15 protein-coding genes and 1 tRNA gene are annotated in these 21,127 nt (G+C 51.4%); 1 reads left to right on the forward strand and 15 read right to left on the reverse strand.

Annotated features, from left to right (window positions below; translation table 11 throughout):
• Positions 1–6: 6 nt before the first annotated feature.
• Positions 7–2,130, reverse strand: coding sequence for a bifunctional 23S rRNA (guanine(2069)-N(7))-methyltransferase RlmK/23S rRNA (guanine(2445)-N(2))-methyltransferase RlmL (rlmKL, locus tag CWE23_RS09320; protein ID WP_126820110.1), 2,124 nt, complete (start codon positions 2,128–2,130; stop codon positions 7–9).
• A gap of 191 nt (positions 2,131–2,321) precedes the next feature.
• On the opposite strand from rlmKL, the gene CWE23_RS09325 reads away from it, so the two are divergent.
• Positions 2,322–2,398, forward strand: a tRNA-Met gene (locus CWE23_RS09325).
• 116 nt (positions 2,399–2,514) lie between these two features.
• Here the strand turns inward: CWE23_RS09325 and CWE23_RS09330 are convergent.
• The 14 genes from CWE23_RS09330 to CWE23_RS09395 all read right to left on the reverse strand — a co-directional run bounded on the left by CWE23_RS09330 (position 2,515) and on the right by CWE23_RS09395 (position 21,079).
• Positions 2,515–3,069, reverse strand: a complete 555-nt coding sequence (locus CWE23_RS09330) for a cell division protein ZapC domain-containing protein (protein WP_105307722.1) — start codon at positions 3,067–3,069, stop codon at positions 2,515–2,517.
• A gap of 94 nt (positions 3,070–3,163) precedes the next feature.
• Complete coding sequence (pyrD, locus tag CWE23_RS09335; protein ID WP_198678823.1) at positions 3,164–4,180, reverse strand: quinone-dependent dihydroorotate dehydrogenase; 1,017 nt, start codon at positions 4,178–4,180, stop codon at positions 3,164–3,166.
• The gene (locus CWE23_RS09340) at positions 4,180–9,024 is read right to left on the reverse strand and encodes an NAD-glutamate dehydrogenase (RefSeq protein WP_105306401.1); all 4,845 of its coding nucleotides are present in this window, start codon (positions 9,022–9,024) and stop codon (positions 4,180–4,182) included. Before CWE23_RS09340 ends, pyrD begins: the two co-directional genes overlap by 1 nt.
• Before the next feature lie 198 nt (positions 9,025–9,222).
• Positions 9,223–9,450, reverse strand: a complete 228-nt coding sequence (locus tag CWE23_RS09345; protein WP_105306400.1) for a DUF2835 family protein — start codon at positions 9,448–9,450, stop codon at positions 9,223–9,225.
• 44 nt (positions 9,451–9,494) lie between these two features.
• Positions 9,495–12,104, reverse strand: coding sequence for an aminopeptidase N (pepN, locus tag CWE23_RS09350; RefSeq protein ID WP_126820076.1), 2,610 nt, complete (start codon positions 12,102–12,104; stop codon positions 9,495–9,497).
• 13 nt (positions 12,105–12,117) lie between these two features.
• Positions 12,118–13,578 (reverse strand): Na+/H+ antiporter NhaC, encoded by a 1,461-nt coding sequence (gene nhaC / locus CWE23_RS09355; protein WP_126820077.1) that lies wholly within the window; start codon positions 13,576–13,578, stop codon positions 12,118–12,120.
• Positions 13,579–13,590: 12 nt separating this feature from the next.
• Complete coding sequence (locus CWE23_RS09360; protein WP_105306397.1) at positions 13,591–14,973, reverse strand: sodium-dependent transporter; 1,383 nt, start codon at positions 14,971–14,973, stop codon at positions 13,591–13,593.
• Positions 14,974–15,092: 119 nt separating this feature from the next.
• Positions 15,093–17,156 (reverse strand): carboxy terminal-processing peptidase, encoded by a 2,064-nt coding sequence (gene prc, locus CWE23_RS09365; protein WP_105306396.1) that lies wholly within the window; start codon positions 17,154–17,156, stop codon positions 15,093–15,095.
• Positions 17,157–17,185: 29 nt separating this feature from the next.
• Positions 17,186–17,845, reverse strand: a complete 660-nt coding sequence (proQ, locus tag CWE23_RS09370; RefSeq protein WP_105306395.1) for an RNA chaperone ProQ — start codon at positions 17,843–17,845, stop codon at positions 17,186–17,188.
• Positions 17,838–18,128, reverse strand: coding sequence for a hypothetical protein (locus CWE23_RS09375; RefSeq protein WP_105306394.1), 291 nt, complete (start codon positions 18,126–18,128; stop codon positions 17,838–17,840). The genes proQ and CWE23_RS09375 overlap by 8 nt, the downstream gene beginning before the upstream one ends.
• A gap of 3 nt (positions 18,129–18,131) precedes the next feature.
• Positions 18,132–18,602: a GAF domain-containing protein gene (locus CWE23_RS09380; protein WP_105306393.1), complete on the reverse strand. Its 471-nt coding sequence runs from the start codon at positions 18,600–18,602 to the stop codon at positions 18,132–18,134.
• Positions 18,603–18,610: 8 nt separating this feature from the next.
• Entirely contained in the window at positions 18,611–18,916 is a 306-nt protein-coding gene (locus CWE23_RS09385) for a YeaC family protein (RefSeq protein WP_105306392.1), read from the reverse strand.
• 10 nt (positions 18,917–18,926) lie between these two features.
• Positions 18,927–19,256 (reverse strand): hypothetical protein, encoded by a 330-nt coding sequence (locus tag CWE23_RS09390; protein WP_105306391.1) that lies wholly within the window; start codon positions 19,254–19,256, stop codon positions 18,927–18,929.
• Positions 19,257–19,402: 146 nt separating this feature from the next.
• Complete coding sequence (locus CWE23_RS09395; RefSeq protein ID WP_105306390.1) at positions 19,403–21,079, reverse strand: alanine/glycine:cation symporter family protein; 1,677 nt, start codon at positions 21,077–21,079, stop codon at positions 19,403–19,405.
• Between the last annotated feature and the right edge of the window lie 48 nt (positions 21,080–21,127).

Below are 21,127 nucleotides of genomic sequence, written 5' to 3' on the forward strand. Positions count from 1 at the left end.
AAGCGGTTAAATACGCGAAATAATAAAGTAGTGATGAATGCCTTTATGGCGCTTAAAGTCTTCCGGAATCGACGCCTGTGTCTGGTCGTTGACGCTGAAGCCAGCCTTTTCCAGGCCAGCCTCGTCGATGACAAACTTGCGGCGATTATTGGAAAACAGGATAACACCGTCTTCGGTTAACAGCCGCGCTGCGGTCTTAATTAAACCGACATGATCGCGCTGAATGTCCAGTGTACCTTCCATTCGTTTTGAGTTACTAAAGGTCGGCGGATCCAGAAAAATCACATCAAACGGCTCGATGTCGCGGTTGTCCCGCAACCAGTTAAAGCAATCGGCCTGGATAAACTGATGCTGTCGGCCGCGCAGACCGTTCAGATCAAAGTTGCGCTTACCCCACTGCAGATAGGTTTTCGACATATCCACCGACACCACTCGATTAGCACCGCCTAACGCCGCCTGCACCGATGCTGAGCAGGTGTAAGCAAACAGGTTCAGCACATCCAGCCCCTGACACTTATCAAACAACTCTTTGCGCACCAGACGGTGATCAAGAAACAGCCCGGTATCCAGGTAGTCCGTCAGGTTCACTTCGAACAAGGCCTGATACTCGCGTATCGACAGGGTCACGCTTTCACTGCGTTCATTACGCTTTTGGTACTGCTGACTGCCAGCCTGACGTTGGCGCACCTTTAAAATGATGTTTTCTTCAGCAAACGGCAGCACATCACTGATGGTTTCCAGTAAGTGCCAAAGTCGGTCGCGGGCGACGCCTTCCGGAATGGTCTTCGGTGGTGCGTATTCCTGCACCACCAGGTAGTCTCCGTACACGTCAATTGCGGCGTTATAATCGGGTAAGTCAGCATCATACAAACGCCAGCCTTCAACGCCCTCTTTGGCCGCCCATTTACTCAGCTTCTGGTGGTTCTTTTTGAGCCGGTTGGCAATGTCGTTACCCTGATTTTCGGTAAATTCTGGTTGCTCTTTGGTTAAGTCATAGTTGGCTAAAGTGACATCCAAAGCACCATTAAGTAATTTATATTTTTTGCTGCTGCGCAGTTTAAGACGCTTCAAGAGGCTTTCGTCACCGGCTAAAATGCCCACCTGCCAGCCGCTAAAATGGGCTTTTAACTGGCGTCCGAAACGACGATATAACAGCAGCGTTTCGACTTCTTCACCCAATCGTTCACCATACGGTGGATTGGTCACCAGTAACCCGGCCTCTGCGGGAGCCTCTGCATCCAGCGCATCGCAGGCTTCAAACTCGACGATCTGATTGAGCAGCGCTCGCTTGGCATTACCGCGCGCGGCATCAATCAACCGCGGGCTACTGTCAGTGCCTTTGATGACCCCGGTAAAACTCGCCCGAGCTTGTTTAAAGCGTTGTTCTGCCTGCTCCAACAATTCGTGCCAGAGCGATGGCTGATGCCCCTGCCAGTGCAGAAAGCCCCAATGAGCGCGGCCCAGTCCCGGAGCACAATCCAACGCCATCAGCGCCGCTTCGATCACTAAGGTACCGGAACCACAAAACGGGTCATAAAAATTGAACGTCGGCTGCTGCAATTGCTCGCTAATACCAGCACGGTACAGCACAGCAGCCGCGAGGTTTTCACGCAACGGTGCCTCCCCCTGCTGCTGACGGTAACCGCGTCGATGCAGGCTGTCACCACTAAAATCCAGTGACCACACCAGTTCGCCTTTGTGCAACCGTGCTGCAATGCGAATATCCGGGTGCTGTTTATCAACGTTAGGACGACCCAGTCCGCGCGCTTTAAAGTAATCGACGATGCCGTCCTTCACCACCTGCGCACCAAACTGACTGTGGCGGATTTCATCACTGTGACCGTTAAAGTCGACCACCAGCGTGGCTGAGGACGTCATGACTTGCTGCCAGTCATATTGCGTTATCACGGCCTGAATATCGGCAGCCGTTGTGACCTCGGCTTTGCCCAGTTGCAACAGCACGCGGCTTGCTAACCGCGACCAGAGCGCCACGGTGTACGCCTGTTGCAGCGATGCTGTTATCTGACAACCGGCCATGGTTTGTTTTACGTCCTCAATGCCGAGCCTCTGTAACTCGTCAAACAACAGTGGTTCTATGCCTTTGGCACACGCAATAAAATAGGTTTGCATCAAAATTAGCTAATCTCTTTTCTTAGGAATAAATCGCTTGTGATTATACAGAATGGCGGCGGTGGTGTCTGTATTCATCCACCTTTGTTGAGGAAGTAGACGATTTGTTTGCTATTTAAGCAAACGCGTCATAATCGTGAAATAATACTTGCGTAAAGGCTCAAACGCCCTTAGTATGCATCTCACTCGGACGCGGGGTGGAGCAGTCTGGTAGCTCGTCGGGCTCATAACCCGAAGGTCGTAGGTTCAAATCCTGCCCCCGCAACCACTTCCGAGGCCTTCCAAAGAAGACTTCCTGATAAACATTCAAACTGACCTTTTAACCACAAAACCGTTGTTTCTTGAATACTTAGCGTCTGTGAACTATCAACCGGCTCGTGACACTTATGCCAGTTTGGTATTCCACTGCTTTTGTGCCGCGGTGGCAAGATCGATGGTGGCAGGCAATAAGCGGTTATTCAGCACTTTCATCACCTGAAACTGGCGCAAGGTTTTAATCGCCGATACCTGCATGCGCTTACTCAACAGCATACAGCTGGCAAACTCGTCATCCATTTCGAGAATTAAAAACAAGCCTTGATCAAAGCCTGAGTTTAGCTCACACAACTGTCGTTGTTGTGGCCACTGTTCCAGATCAGATTTTTGGAAGTGCCAGCTTTGTGGCATTTGCGGACAGCCAAAACGACAAAAACCCAAGGCACACAATGCCGCTTTGTGGGGTTCTACCGGTAAAGCGTCCTGATGGTAGGACTGCAGAAACTCTAACACCTGTTGATAGGCATTGGCGTCTTCAACGTCAAAGCCTTGTTGCGAAAAACCGATATTAACCAGTTGTTGCGGTTTATACGGCAGCACCAGCGGCTCACCGTCGCCGGTGTCGATTGCCAACTGTTTTTGTTCCGGGTTATAACACCAGAACCACTGCGCTGAATCTCGCAAAATCAATCCTTTGTTAATTATTGTTAGAGTTAGAATTGGTCAGATAAAATACTAAAAGCGCGGCGCGCTTACAAGTGTTAATTGTAATACGCGCTCACAACTGTTCAACAATCTCTTTAACCAGCTTCGGTCCGTGATAGATAAACCCGGTATAAACCTGCACCAGGTTCGCACCGGCTGCCAGCTTCTCTTTTGCCGCAGTGGCCGAATCAATACCGCCGACACCAATGATTGGCAGTTCATCGCGTAGATGTTGACGCAGTAACTTAATCACCCGGGTACTGGCTGATTTTACCGGAGGACCACTCAAACCGCCCGCTTCCTGAGCGAGTTTCTGATCCTGTAAACCATCCCGCGAAAGCGTGGTATTGGTTGCTATCACACCGTCAATGCCTTGCTGATTAAACGCTTCGGCCATGGTGATGACCTCTTCGTCACTCAGATCCGGTGCGATCTTCACCACGATAGGAACATAGTTCCCGTGAACTTCCGACAATTCAGACTGGCGCTGCTTGAGTCCTGCCAACAGCGAATTCAGTGCATCGCCGTGCTGGAAGTTACGCAGTCCCGGTGTGTTTGGTGAGGAAATGTTGATGGTGACATAGTCCGCCAGTGCATACACCTTGTCCAGACACTGCAGATAGTCGTCCAGCGCGTCCGCTTCTTCGGTGGTTTTGTTTTTACCGATATTGATGCCGAGCACACCGTTAAAACCCTTAGCGCGCGCGGCCTGTACCTGCTCGACCAGCGCTTCAACACCGTCGTTGTTAAAGCCCATGCGGTTGATGATGGCTTCATCCGCCGTCAGCCGGAACAAACGAGGTTTCGGATTACCGGGCTGTGGTCGCGGTGTTACCGTCCCCACTTCGATAAAGCCAAAGCCCATTTGGCTAAAGGCATGGATACAACGCGCATTCTTGTCTAAGCCAGCGGCAAGCCCGACCGGATTATCAAAGGTTAGCCCCATTACCGTGACCGGTTTCGACGGCAACCGTTGCCGCCAAAACAGCGACAACGGAGTACGGCTAAAGCGCCGCAGCGCGCCCAGAATTAAATCGTGCGAGCGCTCTGCGTCTTGCTTAAATAACCAGCTTCTGATGACCGAATACACTATCCGATCACCTTAGGCGCGCAGTTGTGACTTAACAGCATCAGTTCCCGCAGTGCCACTGAGAACTTAGCAAACTCATGGCTCTTCGTGGTACGGAAATCTGACAGCATGCTCTGCCAACGTTGCAACAGCACTTCGTTCTGCTCCATCCACTCTTGTAAACGAGCTTCCGGTGCACTGTCCTGTGAGGTCGATTTCAACACCACCAGCGTCAATGAACGCTGCTGCCAGTCCAGCTCTTCGCGGAACGCCGCCCGAGCCAGTGCCTGCCAATGGTTGGCCACCGGCTGCGCGTTGATTTGGTTCAGGAACCAGTGCAGATTCAACTTCGCACCCAGGAAGAAGTACAAGCGACCTACCGTATCAAAGGCTTGCTCGGTGTCATGGGCAATTTCCGCCACGTCCATGGCCGAGAAGACCGTGCTCAGACAAGCAACTTGCTTCGCGATCTTGGCCGGATAACCAAGCTCTTCGTATTTGCTGGCGGTTTCACGCAGCACATTGGCCTCATCGTCGGTCATGTAGTTCAGGCAATTTTCACGCAAGTCATCAAACGCCGGCATGTAGAACGCTAAGTGTTCCTGAATGCTGTGCAACGATGGATTGCGGTGGCGCAGGAACCAGCGCGTGGCGCGACGAACCATACGGCGCAGCTGGAATAAAATCTCGTTCTGAGATTCGGCCGGCACCTTGTTGTTCAGCGCTTCGATCTGCTCCCACAGTTCTTCGACCCGGAAGCACTCGCGCGCGACCACGTAAGCGGTGGCAATTTCAGCAACTGTTGCACCGGTTGCTTCCTGCTTACGCAGCACGAAGTTTGGTCCCATATCGTTAACGATATTGTTCGCCAGTTTAGTGGCGATGATCTGACCTTTCAGTGGGTGCGACTCCATTGCCTCGGCAAAGCGTTCACGCAATGGTTTCGGGAACGAATCGAACAGTTCACGCGAGTGATAAGGATCTTCTGTGATCTCGTCCGTGATTAACTGTTCTTTCAAGACCATCTTGCCGTACGCGGTGATTACCGACAGCTCCGGACGCGTTAAGCCTTTGTTGGCCGCCTGACGTTCTGCCAGTTCATCGTCACTGGGTAAAAACTCCAGCGAACGGTTCAACGAACCCTGACGCTCCAACTCATGAATAAAGCGCTGCAGTTCTTTGATCTGATCCGCGCCACGCAGAGCGGTAACCGAAATCGACTGAGTCTGACGGTTACAGTCATCCAGTACAATTTCAGCCACTTCTTCGGTCATGTCATAAAGTAATTGGTCACGCTGCTTCTTGGTTAAGTCGCCGCTGTTGACCAAACCATTCAGCAGGATCTTAATGTTGACCTCGTTATCCGAGCAGTCAACACCACCCACGTTATCAACGAAGTCGGTATTGATGCGGCCGCCCTTCTGTGCGAACTCAATCCGGCCTAATTGGGTAAAGCCAAGGTTACCGCCCTCGCCCACAACTTTGGCATTGAGCTCAGAGCCGTTAACACGCAACGCGTCATTGGCGCGGTCGCCAACATCCGAATCGGTTTCCTGTTTGCCCTTCACATAAGTACCGATACCACCGTTCCAAATCAGGTCGACCTTCATGGTCAGACAGGCTTTGATCAGCTCATTTGGGGTCATCGATTTCTTCTGTGAACCAAGCATTTGCTTCATTTCAGGGCTCAGTTCAATGGCCTTGGCGCTGCGGTTGAAAATACCGCCGCCTTTCGAAATCAGCTCTTTATTGTAGTCTTCCCAGCTTGAACGCGGCATCTTAAACAGGCGCTCGCGCTCTTTCCAGGAGCTGGCAGCATCCGGGTTCGGGTCAATAAAGATGTGCAGATGGTTAAACGCCGCCTGCAACCGGATGTGTTTTGACAACAACATACCGTTACCAAATACGTCGCCACCCATGTCACCGATGGCCACGCAGGTAAAGTCGGTGGTTTGACAGTCGATGCCCATCTCACGGAAGTGGCGTTTTACCGACTCCCAGGCACCGCGGGCGGTAATGCCCATTTTCTTATGGTCGTAACCAACCGAACCACCAGACGCGAACGCATCACCCAGCCAGAAATTGTATTCCGCTGAAATGCCGTTGGCGATATCCGAGAAGGTCGCAGTACCTTTATCGGCCGCAACCACCAGGTACGGGTCATCTTCGTCATGACGGACGACATTTTCCGGCGCAACGATTTCGCCTTCGACGATGTTGTCGGTAATATCCAGCAACGCACGGATAAAGGTCTTGTAACACGCCTGACCTTCGGCAATCATGCCTTCACGGTCTTCCGGCAGTGCTTTACAGATAAAGCCGCCTTTCGCGCCAACCGGAACAATTACGGTGTTCTTAACCTGCTGTGCTTTGACCAGGCCAAGAATTTCGGTACGGAAGTCTTCCCGACGGTCAGACCAACGCAGGCCACCACGGGCAACTTTACCGCCACGCAGGTGAACACCTTCAACGCGCGGTGAATACACAAAAATTTCGAACTTCGGCAATGGCAACGGCATTTCCGGCACCAGTTCCGGCAGGAACTTAACCGAGATGTAAGGCTTGTCGTTACCTTCCGCATCCTGCTGGAAGAAGTTGGTGCGTAACGCCGCATCAATTAATTCCACATAGCGACGGATGATACGGTCATCGTCAAGGTTGGCCACATTATCCAACTCGCTGTTGATGCGGGTATGCAGCGATTCCAGTTTCTTCTTGGCATCTTTGGTGCCCGGCTGGAAGCGGGTAAAGAACATTTTCACCACCAGCTTAGCCAGTAACGGATACTTGCTGAAGGTACTTTCGATGTAGTTTTGGCTGAAGGTAGTACCGATTTGACGCATGTACTTCGCGAACATCCGTAAAATGGTCACCTGACGACCGGTCATGCCGGCACCCAACACTAAGCGGTTAAAGCCGTCGTCTTCCAGCTCGCCCTTCCAGACTTTCGCAAAGGCATCCTGGAACAGCTCGCGGGTAACTTCCAGCTCCAACGGACCACCGGTGTGGATCATCTGGAAGTCCAGTACCCAGTAAGTTACGCCATCGGCGGTTTTGATCGGGTACGGGCTTTCACCGATAACTCGCAGGCCGAAGTTTTCCAGCATCGGCAATACGTCCGACAAATGGATTGGCTGATCTTTATGGAACAACTTCAGACGCAAATGAACGCTGTCGTCTTTTTCCTCCTGCGCACGGTACAGCACCATACCCAGCTTATGCTCGTCATCCAGCGACTCGAGTTGCTTCAGGTCAGAGATCGCAACCGACGGCAGCACTTCTTCTTTATAGGCCCGTGGGAACGCGCTACCGTAACGCTTCAATAACTGTGTGGCTTTAGCTTCGCCAAACGACGACTGAACGATACGTTCAAAGTTATCTTCCCAGGTACGGGCGGCTTCAATAAGATTCTGTTCCAATTCTTTCACATTCACGTCCTGTTGTTCTTCGCGTAAGCGAACGGTGTAATGCGTGCGAGCAAGCGAGCTCTCTGAAAAATAGGTAGTAAAGTCAACATCGTAGTCGGTGTTGAGGGTACGCTGCAGGATCTGCTGGGTGCGTTGGCGTAAAATGGTGTTGTAACGCTCTTTCGGAACATACACCATCACCGATACAAAACGGCCAAAGATGTCACGACGGACAAATACCCGCGTCATATCGCGTTCCTGCATTTGCAGCACGCCCAAGCCAACTTCCAACAAGTCGTTTTCGTCCGCCTGCACAATTTCGTCGCGTGGGTAGGTCTCAAGAATATTCAGCAGTGCTTTGGCCGCGTGTGACTGCGGTGCAAAACCAGAACTGTCGAGCACCCGTTTGATCTTCTCACTCACCAACGGAATATCACGGGCACTGTCGTTATAGAAATGCGCTGAGTACAGACCGATGAAACGTTCTTCACCAATCACTTCGCCGTCATCGTTAAAACGTTTGATGCCGATATAGTCGAAATACGCCGGACGGTGTACGCGCGACTTAGAATTGGTCTTGGTCAACAGCAAAATACGGTCGTCATGACTGATTTCGCGGCCATCTTCCGGCAGAGTTGAAATCAACCGGCCTTTATCGCTGATGGAATTGCGCATAAGTCCCAATGAGCTGCCGGAGACTTGTTTCAGCTCGTGGTCACCCTTAATCGGCTGCAGGTCATACGCACGATAACCAATCAGGGTAAAATTATCGTCTGCCAGCCAACTCAAGAAACGCTGGATCTCTTTTTTGTGTTGCTTGCTACCCGGGTAACGTTCATCCAACACTTCGTTTGAAACGTCTTTCAGGCGTTCGCGCATTGGCTGCCAGTCGCTGACCGCCAGGCTGATTTCTTCCATCACCGAAATCAGTTCTTTGCGAATCGCCTTGATTTCATCTTTGCTGGTTTGACGGTCGATTTCGATTAAGAACACCGTGTCCACATGGTTCTCACCACGAGTACCCGGCTTCAGCATCTCGGTGACCTGGTTGTTGTCATCACGGTTATGGCTGATTGGCATGTGCAACAGCAGGTGCGTGGTGATGCCCATACGTTGCAAGGCCATCCGTACCGAGTCGACCATAAACGGCATGTCGCTCTGGATGATCTCGATGATGGTGTGCGGTGATTCCCAGCCGTCGTTTGGAACGTCAGGGTTATACACTTTGATCAGTGCCTTATCACCGGGTTTGTATTCGTTAAAGCTATGCCATAAACCTAACACAGCGCCATACATATCGCTGTCGTTTCGGTGACTGAGGTCATCAGAGGCAATGTTGCGATACAGACGTTTAGTAAACTCCTGTACCAGTTGAGACTGAGAAGAAGGGACTTTGTTCTTGATTAGATCAAAAACTTTCTCCAGTAAAACTGGAGTTTGACCATCGACCAACGACATAATTGCAGTGTCCTTGAGCTTTATTAGTGAAACGTCGTAGGTAAGCCGAACAGCGACCCACGGCCCGATAATCTATGATGGATGTTATTGTCGAACATTTACCGCGGGCTTTCAACGCTATTTCGCCGAATAGTTCACTCTTTAGACCAGCAGTCACTGCAGGTTATGACGTTAAACAACATAATTATGAGAATTCGCTCAGCGCAAGCGCTCCAGCGCGACGAATTTATGGTTCTGATCAACGGTCAACCGAAACAGTCCACGGACGCCGCGAGAGTCGACAAAAGGCACCATACGACCGGCCGGAATAGCAACACGGGTGCCGTTTGTAGAGGTAACAACTAATTGTTGAGCGCCACCGCCGTAATAGATTTCGGTGAATTCCTGGTAGCTCATTGCGAGCGAAAATTCGTACGCTGTATTCATTTTTTCGGTGACGCCAGAGTGTTACTGATTAAACGGCTAAATAGTTATGCAGAAAGACTATTTTCTACTTTTTCTTGCAAGTCACTGGCCAGCTTCGGCAACGCCTGCAATTGTTCCAGTTGTTGCTTCATCAATGCCTGTCGTGCCGGGTCATAACGTTTCCATGACATAAAGGCACTGAGTAACCGCGAAGCCACTTGTGGATTGCTGTTGTTAAGCCGTTCGATGACCTCACCCACCAGTCGGTAACCGGCGCCATCGGCACGATGGAACTGCGCCAGATTCTGGGTAAACGCCGCCAGTAACGAGTACACCCGGTTCGGGTTATCGATACTGAAGTCGCTGTGTTGCATCAGTTGTTGCACACGCTCAACGGTACGCTCATGGTCGGCCAGCGCCTGGGTCTGGAACCATTTATCCATCACCAGTTTTTCACCCTGCCAACGCTGGTCGAAGCGTTGCAGCAAATCCTCTGCCGCCGGGTGTTGAGTCCAGGCCGTTGCCTGTAACACCGCCAGTGTATCGGTCATGTTGTCGGTCAGCTGATATTGTTCAACAAACCAGTCTGCCTCGGTATTCACTTCGGCAAGATACAGCAGCAAGGTGTTGCGCAACTGGCGCATCGCGATATCACGGCCTTCTAATTGGTAAGAATGACTGCGCAGTTGCTCAGTCAGTTCGTCATAGCGAGCTTGCATCGGCTCAGCCAGCGCTGCGGCCAATTGGCGTTTCAGTTGTTGCAGGTTATGCCGCAGTTGCTCAACCGGAATTTCGTCATAACTGTCGGCAAGCGTCGCTGCATTAGGCAACGTCAACGCCAGCGCAATCAACGCCGGATCCGAGTCTGACTGCAACAACGCACGGCAGGCTGCGACCGTATCATCGTCCAGCTTCACTGTCGTCTGCGCAGCAATGGCTCGATGGATTAACGACGCAAACAATTGCTGTGATGCATCCCAGCGGCTGACCGGATCGGGCGCGTGAGCCATCAGTACCAGCAGGTCCTGCTGACGGATGTCACGTTCGACTTTAACCGGTGCGGAAAAGTCATCAAATAACGACAGCACCGGCTGTTCATCGGCCGCTAATTTATTGGCAAAATCGCCGTTGAGTACGAAGGTCTGCTCTTTTTCCGTCAGTTCCAGTAACGACTCGGACAATTCAATCACGGCGCCTGACGGAGCCAGTGCCGACACTTTGACCGGAATATGAAACGGATCTTTGTGATCCTGTCCGGGGGTCGCCGGTGTGTGTTGGCGTAGCGTCAGTCGCACCTGCTGTTTGGCGCGGTCGTAAGCCACATCCGCTTTTACCTGCGGTGTGCCCGCCTGCGCGTACCAATTGCGGAACTGGGTAAAATCAACACCGTTGGCGTCTTCCATCGCCGTGACAAAATCTTCACAGGTAACCGCCTGACCGTCGTGACGCTCAACGTACAGCTTCATGCCCTTCTGGAAGCCCGCTTCGCCAAGCAAGCTGTGGATCATACGAATCACTTCCGCACCCTTGTTGTACACAGTAACGGTGTAAAAGTTATTCATTTCCAGCACTTTATCCGGACGGATCGGGTGCGCCATCGGCCCGGCATCTTCGGTAAATTGATGCGACCGGATCACTTTGACGTCCTGAATACGGTTGACCGCCCGAGATCCCAGATCAGAGCTGAATTCCTGGTCACGGAAAACCGTTAGACCTTCTTTCAGGCTCAGTTGGAACCAGTCGCGGCAGGTAATGCGGTTGCCGGTCCAGTTATGAAAATATTCATGACCGATCACCGATTCCACATTCAGAAAATCCTGGTCGGTTGCCGTTGCCGGATTTGCCAGCACATATTTCGCGTTAAAGACGTTCAGGCCTTTGTTTTCCATCGCGCCCATGTTGAAGAAATCAACCGCCACGATCATGTAGATATCCAGGTCGTAGACCAGACCAAAACGCTGTTCATCCCAGCGCATAGCATTCTTTAACGAGGTCATGGCATGCTCGGCGCGATCAAGGTTACCCTTATCGACAAACAATTCCAGCTCAACGGTGCGGCCTTCACACGTCGTGAAGGTATCGCGCAGTACATCGAAATCACCCGCTACCAAGGCAAACAAATAGCTCGGTTTAGGGAAAGGATCCTGCCACACCGCGATGTGTTTATCGCCCTGTTGGTCGCGTTTGATCAAATTACCGTTTGATAACAGGAACGGGTATTGCTGCTTATCGGCAATAACGGTGGTGGTGAATTTTGCCAGCACATCCGGCCGGTCAAGGTAATAGGTAATGCGTCGAAAGCCTTCCGCTTCGCATTGAGTGCAGTAGGTATTCTGTGCCAGGTACAGACCTTCCAACGCTTTATTTTCGCTCGGGTTAATGTCGTTAACGACGGTCAAGGTAAACCGTGACTTATCCGTGTTCAGGGTTAATTGCTGATCGGTCACCGAATAGTCGTCGGCGCTCACCGGATCGCCGTCCAGCGTCAAAGAAATTAACGTCAGCGCTTCACCGTCAAGCACCAGCGGCTCGTCATGAGTCCCCTGCCGTGTCACCACCATGGTGTTGGTAACACGGGTTTGCTGCGGGTCCAGCTCAAAGGTCAGGTCGACCTGTTCGATGGTGAATGCAGGTGCCTGATAATCTTTACGATACTTCGCTGTTTTCTGTGACATAACCTTCCACTATTTACTGCGTTTGTGTTTGTGCGTCGCTGCCGGGTTTCAGGTACAAAATGGTCCAGCCGGTATAGGCGAACAAAATGGCAATCAGCGGCGTCAGATAGTTAAAGAACGCATAGATGCCGTATTCAAACGGGCTGACCGCCAACACACTGAACATATAAGCACCACAGGTATTCCATGGGATCAGCGCCGACGTGATGGTACCACTGTCTTCTAACGTACGAGACAGCACCCGCGGATCAAGGTTGCGACGCGCGTATTCTTCTTTAAACATCCGTCCCGGCAGGACAATCGCCATGTACTGGTCTGCCGTCAGGACGTTGGCGCCAAAACAGGTAAAAATGGTGCCGGTAATCAACGAGCCGACGGTCTTCGCCGACTTCAGCATGCCCTGAATAAAGCGTTTCAGCAGGCCCAGTTTTTCCATGATCGCGCCAAACGTCATGGCACTGAGGATCAACCATAAGGTGTTCAGCATACTGACCATACCGCCACCACTCAACAGCGAGTCGAGGTTGGTGCTACCGGTACTGACGGTGGTGCCGTCGGACATTGCCAGCCACACCACTTTAATGCCGGCCAGCAGGCTGTCATCCCCTGCCATCTGCTCAACGATATCAGGCTGGAAGATCAGCGCCCAGACACCGCCTAACAAGGCACCGAAAAACACCGTTGGTAACGCCGGCTTACGCGTTGCGGCAAGATACAGCAACACCAATAACGGTACCAACATTTCCCAGCCGATATTAAAGGTACCGACCAGTTGCTGTTGCATTTGCTCAAGGCGCGCCAGACTGACATTGGTCTCAGCGTTTAAGCCCAGGAACAGGAAAATAATCACTGAAATAATGAACGCCGGACCGGCGGTATAGCCCATGTAGCGGATGTGCGAGAACAAGTCCGTACCACTGACGGCCGGCGCCAGGTTAGTGGTGTCCGATAACGGTGACATTTTGTCACCAAAATACGCACCGGAGACAATCGCGCCGGCCGCAATCGCCGGCTCCAGCCCCATCCCGGAAGCGACACCCATCAAGGCCACACCGATGGTGGCGGCGGTCGTCCAGGAACTGCCAATGGACAGTGCAACAACGCCACAAATGATGCAGCTGGCGGCGTAAAACAGGCTCGGGTTAAGCAGCTCCAGGCCAAAATAAATCAATGTCGGCACCGTACCGGAGAGTAACCAGGTACCAATCAGAGAACCAACCGCAAGGATGATCAGCATCGCTCCCAGCGCAACGGAAATCCCCTCGGTGATGCCCTCTTCGATTTGCGCCCAGCTAAAGCCATTACGAAAGCCGACCAGAATGGCAATACCCGATGCGACCCAAAGCGCGATCTGGTTGGGGCCGTAGGAGGAATCTTCGCCAAAAAAGTAGACCGACGAAGCGAGCATCACAATCAGTGCTAACAGCGGGATCAACGCCTGTAGCAACGACGGTTGTTTTGTTGTTTGTGTCATTTTATGAGCAACCTAAAGTTTAATTACACCGATTAACTGCAAAAAGATGATGATAATAGCAATTGGCGCGACATATTTCAGGCACAACAGCCAAATATCGTAAAGGCCTTTGGTACTATCCAGTTCATCTTCAGAATATTGTCGTTGCATGACCCAGCCGGCCAATATCGCCAGCAATAGTCCGCCAAGAGGTAACAACAGGCTGGACGTCAGTGCGTCGATCAGATCAAAAATACTGCCCAGTTGCTTACCAAAGAAGGACAGATCCAGCTTCGTCCAGCCGGCACCGGCGAACGAGTGCACGGTTAACTGACCCAACAGCCACAACACCGCCCCACTGACCAGCGTCGCCGCCCAGCGGCCAAGGTTAAACTTCTCGGACACAAACGCCACCGACGACTCAATCATCGCGATCGCCGAGGTAAAGGCCGCAATCACCAGCATCACGAAAAACACCGTACCAATCGCGGCACCGGCCGGCATTTCACTGAAGGCAATCGGTAACGTGGTAAAAATAAGTCCCGGCCCCTCGCTGGGAGTTAGGCCGAAACCAAACACCAACGGGAAGATGGCCAGCCCGGCTAACAACGCGACAAAGGTATCCAACACCGCAATCCAAATACTGGTTTGCACAATGGAGGTTTCTTTGGGCAAGTAGGCGCCGTACATGATCACCACACCGGAAGCCAGACCCAGCGTAAAGAAAGAATGTCCCAAGGCGATCATGACGCCGTTGACCGACAACTTGCTAAAATCCGGATCGAACATAAAGTGGAACGCTTGCCAAAAATCACCGATAACACCGGAGTAGATGGCAATACCCACCAACAGCAGGATCATCGCCGGCAACAGGAACCGTACGGAGCGCTCCAGGCCTTTATTAACACCGTTACCAACCACAATGACGGTAGCGGCAATAATCAGCGTATGCCACAGCGTTAACTGCCCGGGCGATGCCAGTAAATCACCAAAACTGGCGGCAATCTGGTCAGGACTGGCACCGGTAAAGGCGCCCTGCGCGGCTTTTACCACGTAGGCCAGGCCCCAGCCGGCAATTACGGCATAAAAACTGAGCACCAGGTAACCGGTTAGCATGCCCAGCCAGCCGGCCACTTGCCAGCCTGAGCTTCTTTCGGACTCTTCGGCCACCGCCTTGGCGGCATAGCCCGGTGAGTGACGGCCACGCCGACCGATGACCACTTCGGCCATCATGATCGGTAAACCAATAAACGCAATGCAGAGCAGATAGACAAGGACAAAGGCGCCCCCGCCGTTCTCACCCATAACGTAAGGGAACTTCCAAATGTTACCAAGGCCCACGGCCGCAGCTGCGGAAGCTAAAACGAAAGACAGTCGGCTTGACCAACGGCTGGATATTGTATTTGTTATTTTCATTGTTGCTTTAGGTCAATTTTTTATAACGGAATAGTTGACCACAAAACGCCCTTATTTGCCACGCAAACAATAAAAAACCGCCGTGACCGGCGGTTTTTTATACAGACTAGCGGTGGCCATTAGCCTTTGTTTTGCACTAACTGGGTATCGTCAATGTAATCAAAACCGATGGCTAATGCCTGTTGCAGGTAAGGATCTATTTCCAACACCTCGTCGTCAACCTCATCAATTTCCTCGACCGGCTCTTTGCCCATGCGTTTTAAGCGGTCGTTGATGCGTTGCAGACGCAGTGCCTTTTGCTCTTCCTGCTCCGCCTTGCGGGCATTAATATCGAGGCTTACCCAGGTCTTGTCCTGCTCTTCGCGCAGACGTTTGATTTCATCGAAAATGTAATCAAACTCCGGATCTTGCTCAATCCGTTGGTTGGCTGCGCTTTGCAGCTCGGGCAACTCGCTGCGGTTAACCTTATTGACCGCACGATACGGCGCTTTATCGACCTTATCCCACGGTAACGCGTTGTCTTCTTTGCTTTCGCCCCACTCTGACGCTTCCACATAGGAAGGCAATACGATATCAGGCTGAACCCCTTTTAACTGGGTGCTGCCGCCGTCAATCCGATAGAACTTCGCAATGGTGTATTGCACGCTACCCAGTGGCTTATCAAAGAAGTCAAAACGACGGGTCAGGCCACGGTGTTGCTGCACGGTGCCTTTACCAAAGGTGTTTTCACCAACGATAAGAGCGCGCTCGTAATCCTGCATGGCCGCCGCAAAGATCTCCGAGGCCGACGCACTGTAGCGGTCAACCATCACCACCAATGGGCCATCGTAATAAGTTTTGCCGTCACGATCCGCGCTGACGTCGACCTGACCACGGCCGTCACTAACCTGTACGATAGGTCCCTGGTCGATAAAGAGTCCGCTCAGGTTGATGGCTTCCGCCAGTGACCCGCCGCCGTTACCGCGTAAGTCAACAATCAAGCCCTCAACGGATTTATCGTCCAGTTCATCAATCAGCTTACGGACATCATCCGTCAGGTTATTGTAAAACCCGGGAATTTCGATAACGCCCATTTTGCGGCCTTGATAAGGCCCGTCGTCCATGGTTTTCACGTCCAGCTTAGCTGCACGGTCTTCAAGTTTTACCTTGTCGCGGGTAATTTCAACGACCTTGGGTGTGCCACCGGCACCCTGCGATGCTTCCAGCACCTGTAACCGTACAACGGTACCCTTAGGACCTTTGATCATATCGACCACATCGTCCAGTCGCATACCGATCACATCAACAAAGTCTTCCGCGTCGTCACCAGTACCCTGGCCGACCGCGATGATTTTATCTTCCGGTGACAGTTGGTCGGTTTTATCTGCCGGACCGCCGGGCACCAGACTGCGAATGACGGTGTAATCGTATTCCGACTGCAACACCGCACCAATGCCTTCCAATTCCAGATTCATGTTCTGGCGGAAGCGTTCGGAGTTTTGCGGTGACAAATAGCTGGTGTGCGCTTCAACCGAACGCGCAAAGGCGTTCATCAAGGTTTGAAACACATCTTCACTTTTTGATTTGGTTAACCGGTTGAGCGCGCTGTTATAGCGTTTACCAAGCGTTTCGACGATTTCCGGCCACTCTTTACCGGCCAGTTTCAAATTCAGCGCGTCGTATTTAACCCGTGAATACCACAGATCGTCTAACTCTTCGCGTGATTTCGCCCACGGCTCTTCTTCGCGATCGTAATAATACTTGTCGCCTTCAACGGTGAAGTCCATTGGCTTTTCTTCATCGAGCAGCGACAGCGCGTATTCATAGCGTTCAAAACGTCTTTTTAAACTGGTCTGATACAGATCGTAGGCAACATCCAGTTCGCCGCTCTCTAACATATCGTCGAACAGCTGTGCGTACTCTTCCGAAGCGTCAATGTCGGACTGCAACAAAAACATCTTGTTGAAATCCAGCAGTTTCAGATAGCGTTCGTGAATTTGCTCAGACAGCTGATCATTCAGCGTTGGCTGCGAAAAGTGATAACGCGTGAAATACGCCGTTGCGCGTTCAGCAGCGGTATCGTGATGGCTCTCCTGCTCAAGCTGCGGCAGTTCCGAAACCTCATGACTGGGAGGAATCGCCAGCAGTGACGGCGACACCAGCAACAGTGCCAGAGCGCTCTTTTTAAACCACGGATACTTCATTGGGCGACTCCTACTTCTTAACGAAAACGTTATTCTGCTTTTACGAATAGATTCGCAATTTTTACTTTCATACTCAAGCCGTTATCCAGACGAACTTGAATATCATCCTTATCAATCTCGGTGACCGTAGCCGGCATCGGTTGATGACCGGCTTTTACCTGAACCTGTTGACCGATAGACAAGGCATTAAGTTCCACGTCATCCAGTTTTGGCGCTGGTTTATGAACATTCTTACGTGGTTTTTTCGCAGAAGGTTTAGCCGCTTTCGGAGGAACTTTGGCACGTTCCGCACGTTTACCCTGAGGTTTCTTAGCATCGCCTTCACCGGCTTCTGCCTGGCGCTCTTTCTTCTTCGCCGCCACTTTCGCTTTCGATTCTTTCAACGATTCTTGCGCGTGTTGTTGATGCTCTTCAGTAACCGGCTCGACAGCGTTACCATCCAGATCAATGCGCTGTTCACCCTGTTTGACACTGTGCAGATAGCGCCAACTGTTGGTGTAATGGCGCAATGCCGTACGCAAACGGGTTTTACTGACCATCGGGTCGTTTTCAAGGCGCTTGGCTAGATCGTCAAAGATGCCAATTTTAAGCGGTTTGGCGTCTCCTTTTAGCGAAAAGCACTGCGGAAACTGTTCTGCCAAATACGCGATAACATCTTTGCTCTTGGTGAGCTTAGCCGGTTCATTCATTCCAATCTTCTTCCTGTTCTCGAACAACTTTTAAAACGGAACGTACATAATCGTCCATTTCTTCGAATTCTAAATCCAGTAAAGCAGGCGCTTCAATCCAGTCAAATAATGTTCTGCGCACGGCCTCTTCCAACTGCTCTAACGTATCAGATTCCAGTTGGTACTGGTTAATTAAATGCAACATTTCATTGATATTATCAGCCGCTAACTCGCTCTGGTCCTCAAAAAACCAGGTGTCGTTGTGGCTCACCAAATACAAATGAACGTCAAATTTATCCAACATAAATTACAGCTGCGTCCAGTCTAACTGCGCACAATAGTCCGCAATCAAGCCAATTTGTTGGGCATCTTCTTTGCTAAAGCGCGCCACCGACGGACTGTCGATATCCAGCACCGCCACGACCTCGCCGTTAACGATGATAGGAGCCACTACTTCGCTGTTTGACGCCGCATCACAGGCGATGTGACCGCTAAACTGATGCACGTCGTCAACGTGCTGCAACTGTTTTTCTGCAGCCGCAGTACCACAAACCCCTTTACCAAAGGGAATGCGTACACAAGCGACTTTGCCCTGAAACGGCCCCAGCACCAATTCATCCGGCTTGCGCGCAAAATAAAAGCCTGCCCAGTTAATATCGGCCATACCATCAAAAATAATAGCACTGATATTAGCCAGGTTAGCGATTAAATCGGGTTCGTCAGCGGTAACCGCTTTGCACTGCAACAGCAAGTCACTGTTACTGTTAAGATCAAACATGGAAATCCTTATTGATTGGTTTCGTCGCTTGCCGCATTCAATGAGAAGCGCGCAATCGGCTGCTCCGCGTTGTCACTGAACTGCTGTTTAAGTTCGCGTTTGCTTTTCATCAGCATGGTGCCGTCTTTGCTCAGCGTCATGTGCTGATCCGAAGGAATGAAACGGGCTTGATAGGCCATCACCAACTGTAACGAATTTTCGCGCTGCTCGTCGGTCAGTTTATTGCCGTCTGGCCAACGCCCGGTTTCTACTGCGCTGACTAAGCGATCGTAAGTCTCACGACTCATTGAATTGATTAAATCATCAAACTGCACTGGGTATCACCTATCGCCGTTTTCGCTTAATAAAGAGAAGTTGCACTCGATTAATAACAAACCACAATAAACCGACAATCAACACGCCGATGGCGACGTTGTACTGCCAGGTCTCGGGCAATGGTTGTTGCAGAAACAAATAGACAAACCCGGCGATGGCCAACAACAAGGCCAGCATTGACCGCGACACCAGTTTATCGCGTTTTTCCTGCTGGATGCGAACAAACTCGCGTTCAAGATCCTGTTCCGACTGACCCGCAAACACAAATTGGCAATGGGGGCATTCTTTTGCTTTCGATGACACGCGCTTTCGGCACGACGGACATTCAGCTAAAGCCATAACGTTATTAATTCCCGCTTTTTAAAATCCAGGGTTATTTCGCGCAATCCTTGCAATATAAGGCTTTTCACCATAATTTCAAGGTTCAGCCCAGGATAAAAAAACGACCGGTCAAAGACCGGCCGTTTCTGCATCATCACAAATCGTTATTTTGATTTGTTTTCCTTATTAAAATCCTGCCAGTAGGATTTAACCGTACTCTTCATTTCTTTGTGCAATAAAATCATGCCGAGTAAGTTCGGCAGCGTCATTAACACGATGGCAACGGCCGACGCTGTCCATACCAGGGTGGTATCGGCAAACGACGCCCAGAAGAAGCCGGCAACGTAAATAATGCGATAAGGCATCACCCCTTTCTGGCCAACCAGATAGACCACCGCACGGTCGCCGTAATAGGACCAGGCAATCGCGGTCGAGAACGCAAACATCAGCAGCGTTAACGGAATGATGTATTGGCCGTAATCACCAAAATAACCGTTAGCAAAAGCCAATGACGTAAGTGCCGCCGAATGCACCAGTGACTTACCGACCACTTCGATGTCTTCTTTGATCAGGTTGCCGTTTTCGACACGAACGGTACCGCTGTAGGCGTCTTCACCGGCAACGATAAAGCGCACGTCTTCAGCAACCGAACGCGCGTGCAGAATCGTAAACTGACCGTTGGTTTGCGCTTCGCCGTTGACCACTTCGACGGTCCCGGTGTAACGCTCAATGTCATTATCCGAGGTCTGGTTCAGATAGGCGTACAGCGCCTCACGATCGGCCTGCTCAGTATCGGTGTATTCACCGACAATAAAGTCGAGGTCACTGCGGGCAAAGTTGTTTTCAAACTTCTGCGTCCAAACGCCCGACGACAGGATCACCAGACCCGTTAAGGTACAAATCAAAATGGTGTCCAGGAACGGTTCCAGAATCGACACCAGGCCTTCAGAGACCGGATCTTTAGCACGTGCGGAAGCGTGTGCAATAGGTGCCGAACCCTGACCCGCTTCGTTCGAGAACAAGCCACGGTTAACGCCACGGTTAAAGGCATACGCAAAGCTTGCACCAAGGAAGCCGCCTGCCGCCGCGGAACCGGTAAAGGCATCGCGGAAAATCGACACGAACGATTCGCCAATGTTATCGATGTTGAACAGGATCACACTCAGTGAACCGACCACATACAGGAAACCCATGATCGGTACGATCTTAGAGGTTACGGCTGCAATCCGCTTGATACCACCGATGATAACCATCGCCAGCAGAATCGACAGCACCGCACCGGTAATCACCGGGTCGATCTGGAAGGTCTGTTCCATCGACTGAGCAATGTTGTTGATTTGCGGCATGTTACCGGTACCGAAGGAGCTGATGATGGTGGCAATGGCGAAAATCACCGCCAACCACTTCATGTTCAGGCGACGGTCCATATAGTACATCGGACCACCGGCCATGGTGCCGTCTTCGGTTTTAACGCGGTATTTATGCGATAAGGTCACTTCCACAAACTTGGTGGTCATACCCATAAACGCCGTCATCCACATCCAGAAGATGGCGGCCGGGCCACCTAAGAAGATCGCGAGCGCAACACCACCGATGTTACCGGTACCGACGGTACCGGACAGCGCCGTTGATAAGGCCTGAAAGTGGCTGGTATCACCTTGTGAGTCTTTCTTATCAAACTTACCGCCAAGCACTTTCCAGGCGTGGCGAAAGTAGCGCACCTGCGGAAATCCAAGATACAGGGTAAAAAACAAACCCACCCCAAGTAAAAGAAACGGGAAATAGGCGGCAGAGCCTAAAAACCCGTCAATCCATAGTAGAAAATTATTAAGCGTTTCCAACGTTCGCTCCCCTAATTATTGTTATTGTTGCTGTTGGTTATTTGTCTA

This window comes from Idiomarina aquatica (genome assembly GCF_003987185.1).
In the GTDB taxonomy this organism is placed as follows: domain Bacteria; phylum Pseudomonadota; class Gammaproteobacteria; order Enterobacterales; family Alteromonadaceae; genus Idiomarina; species Idiomarina aquatica.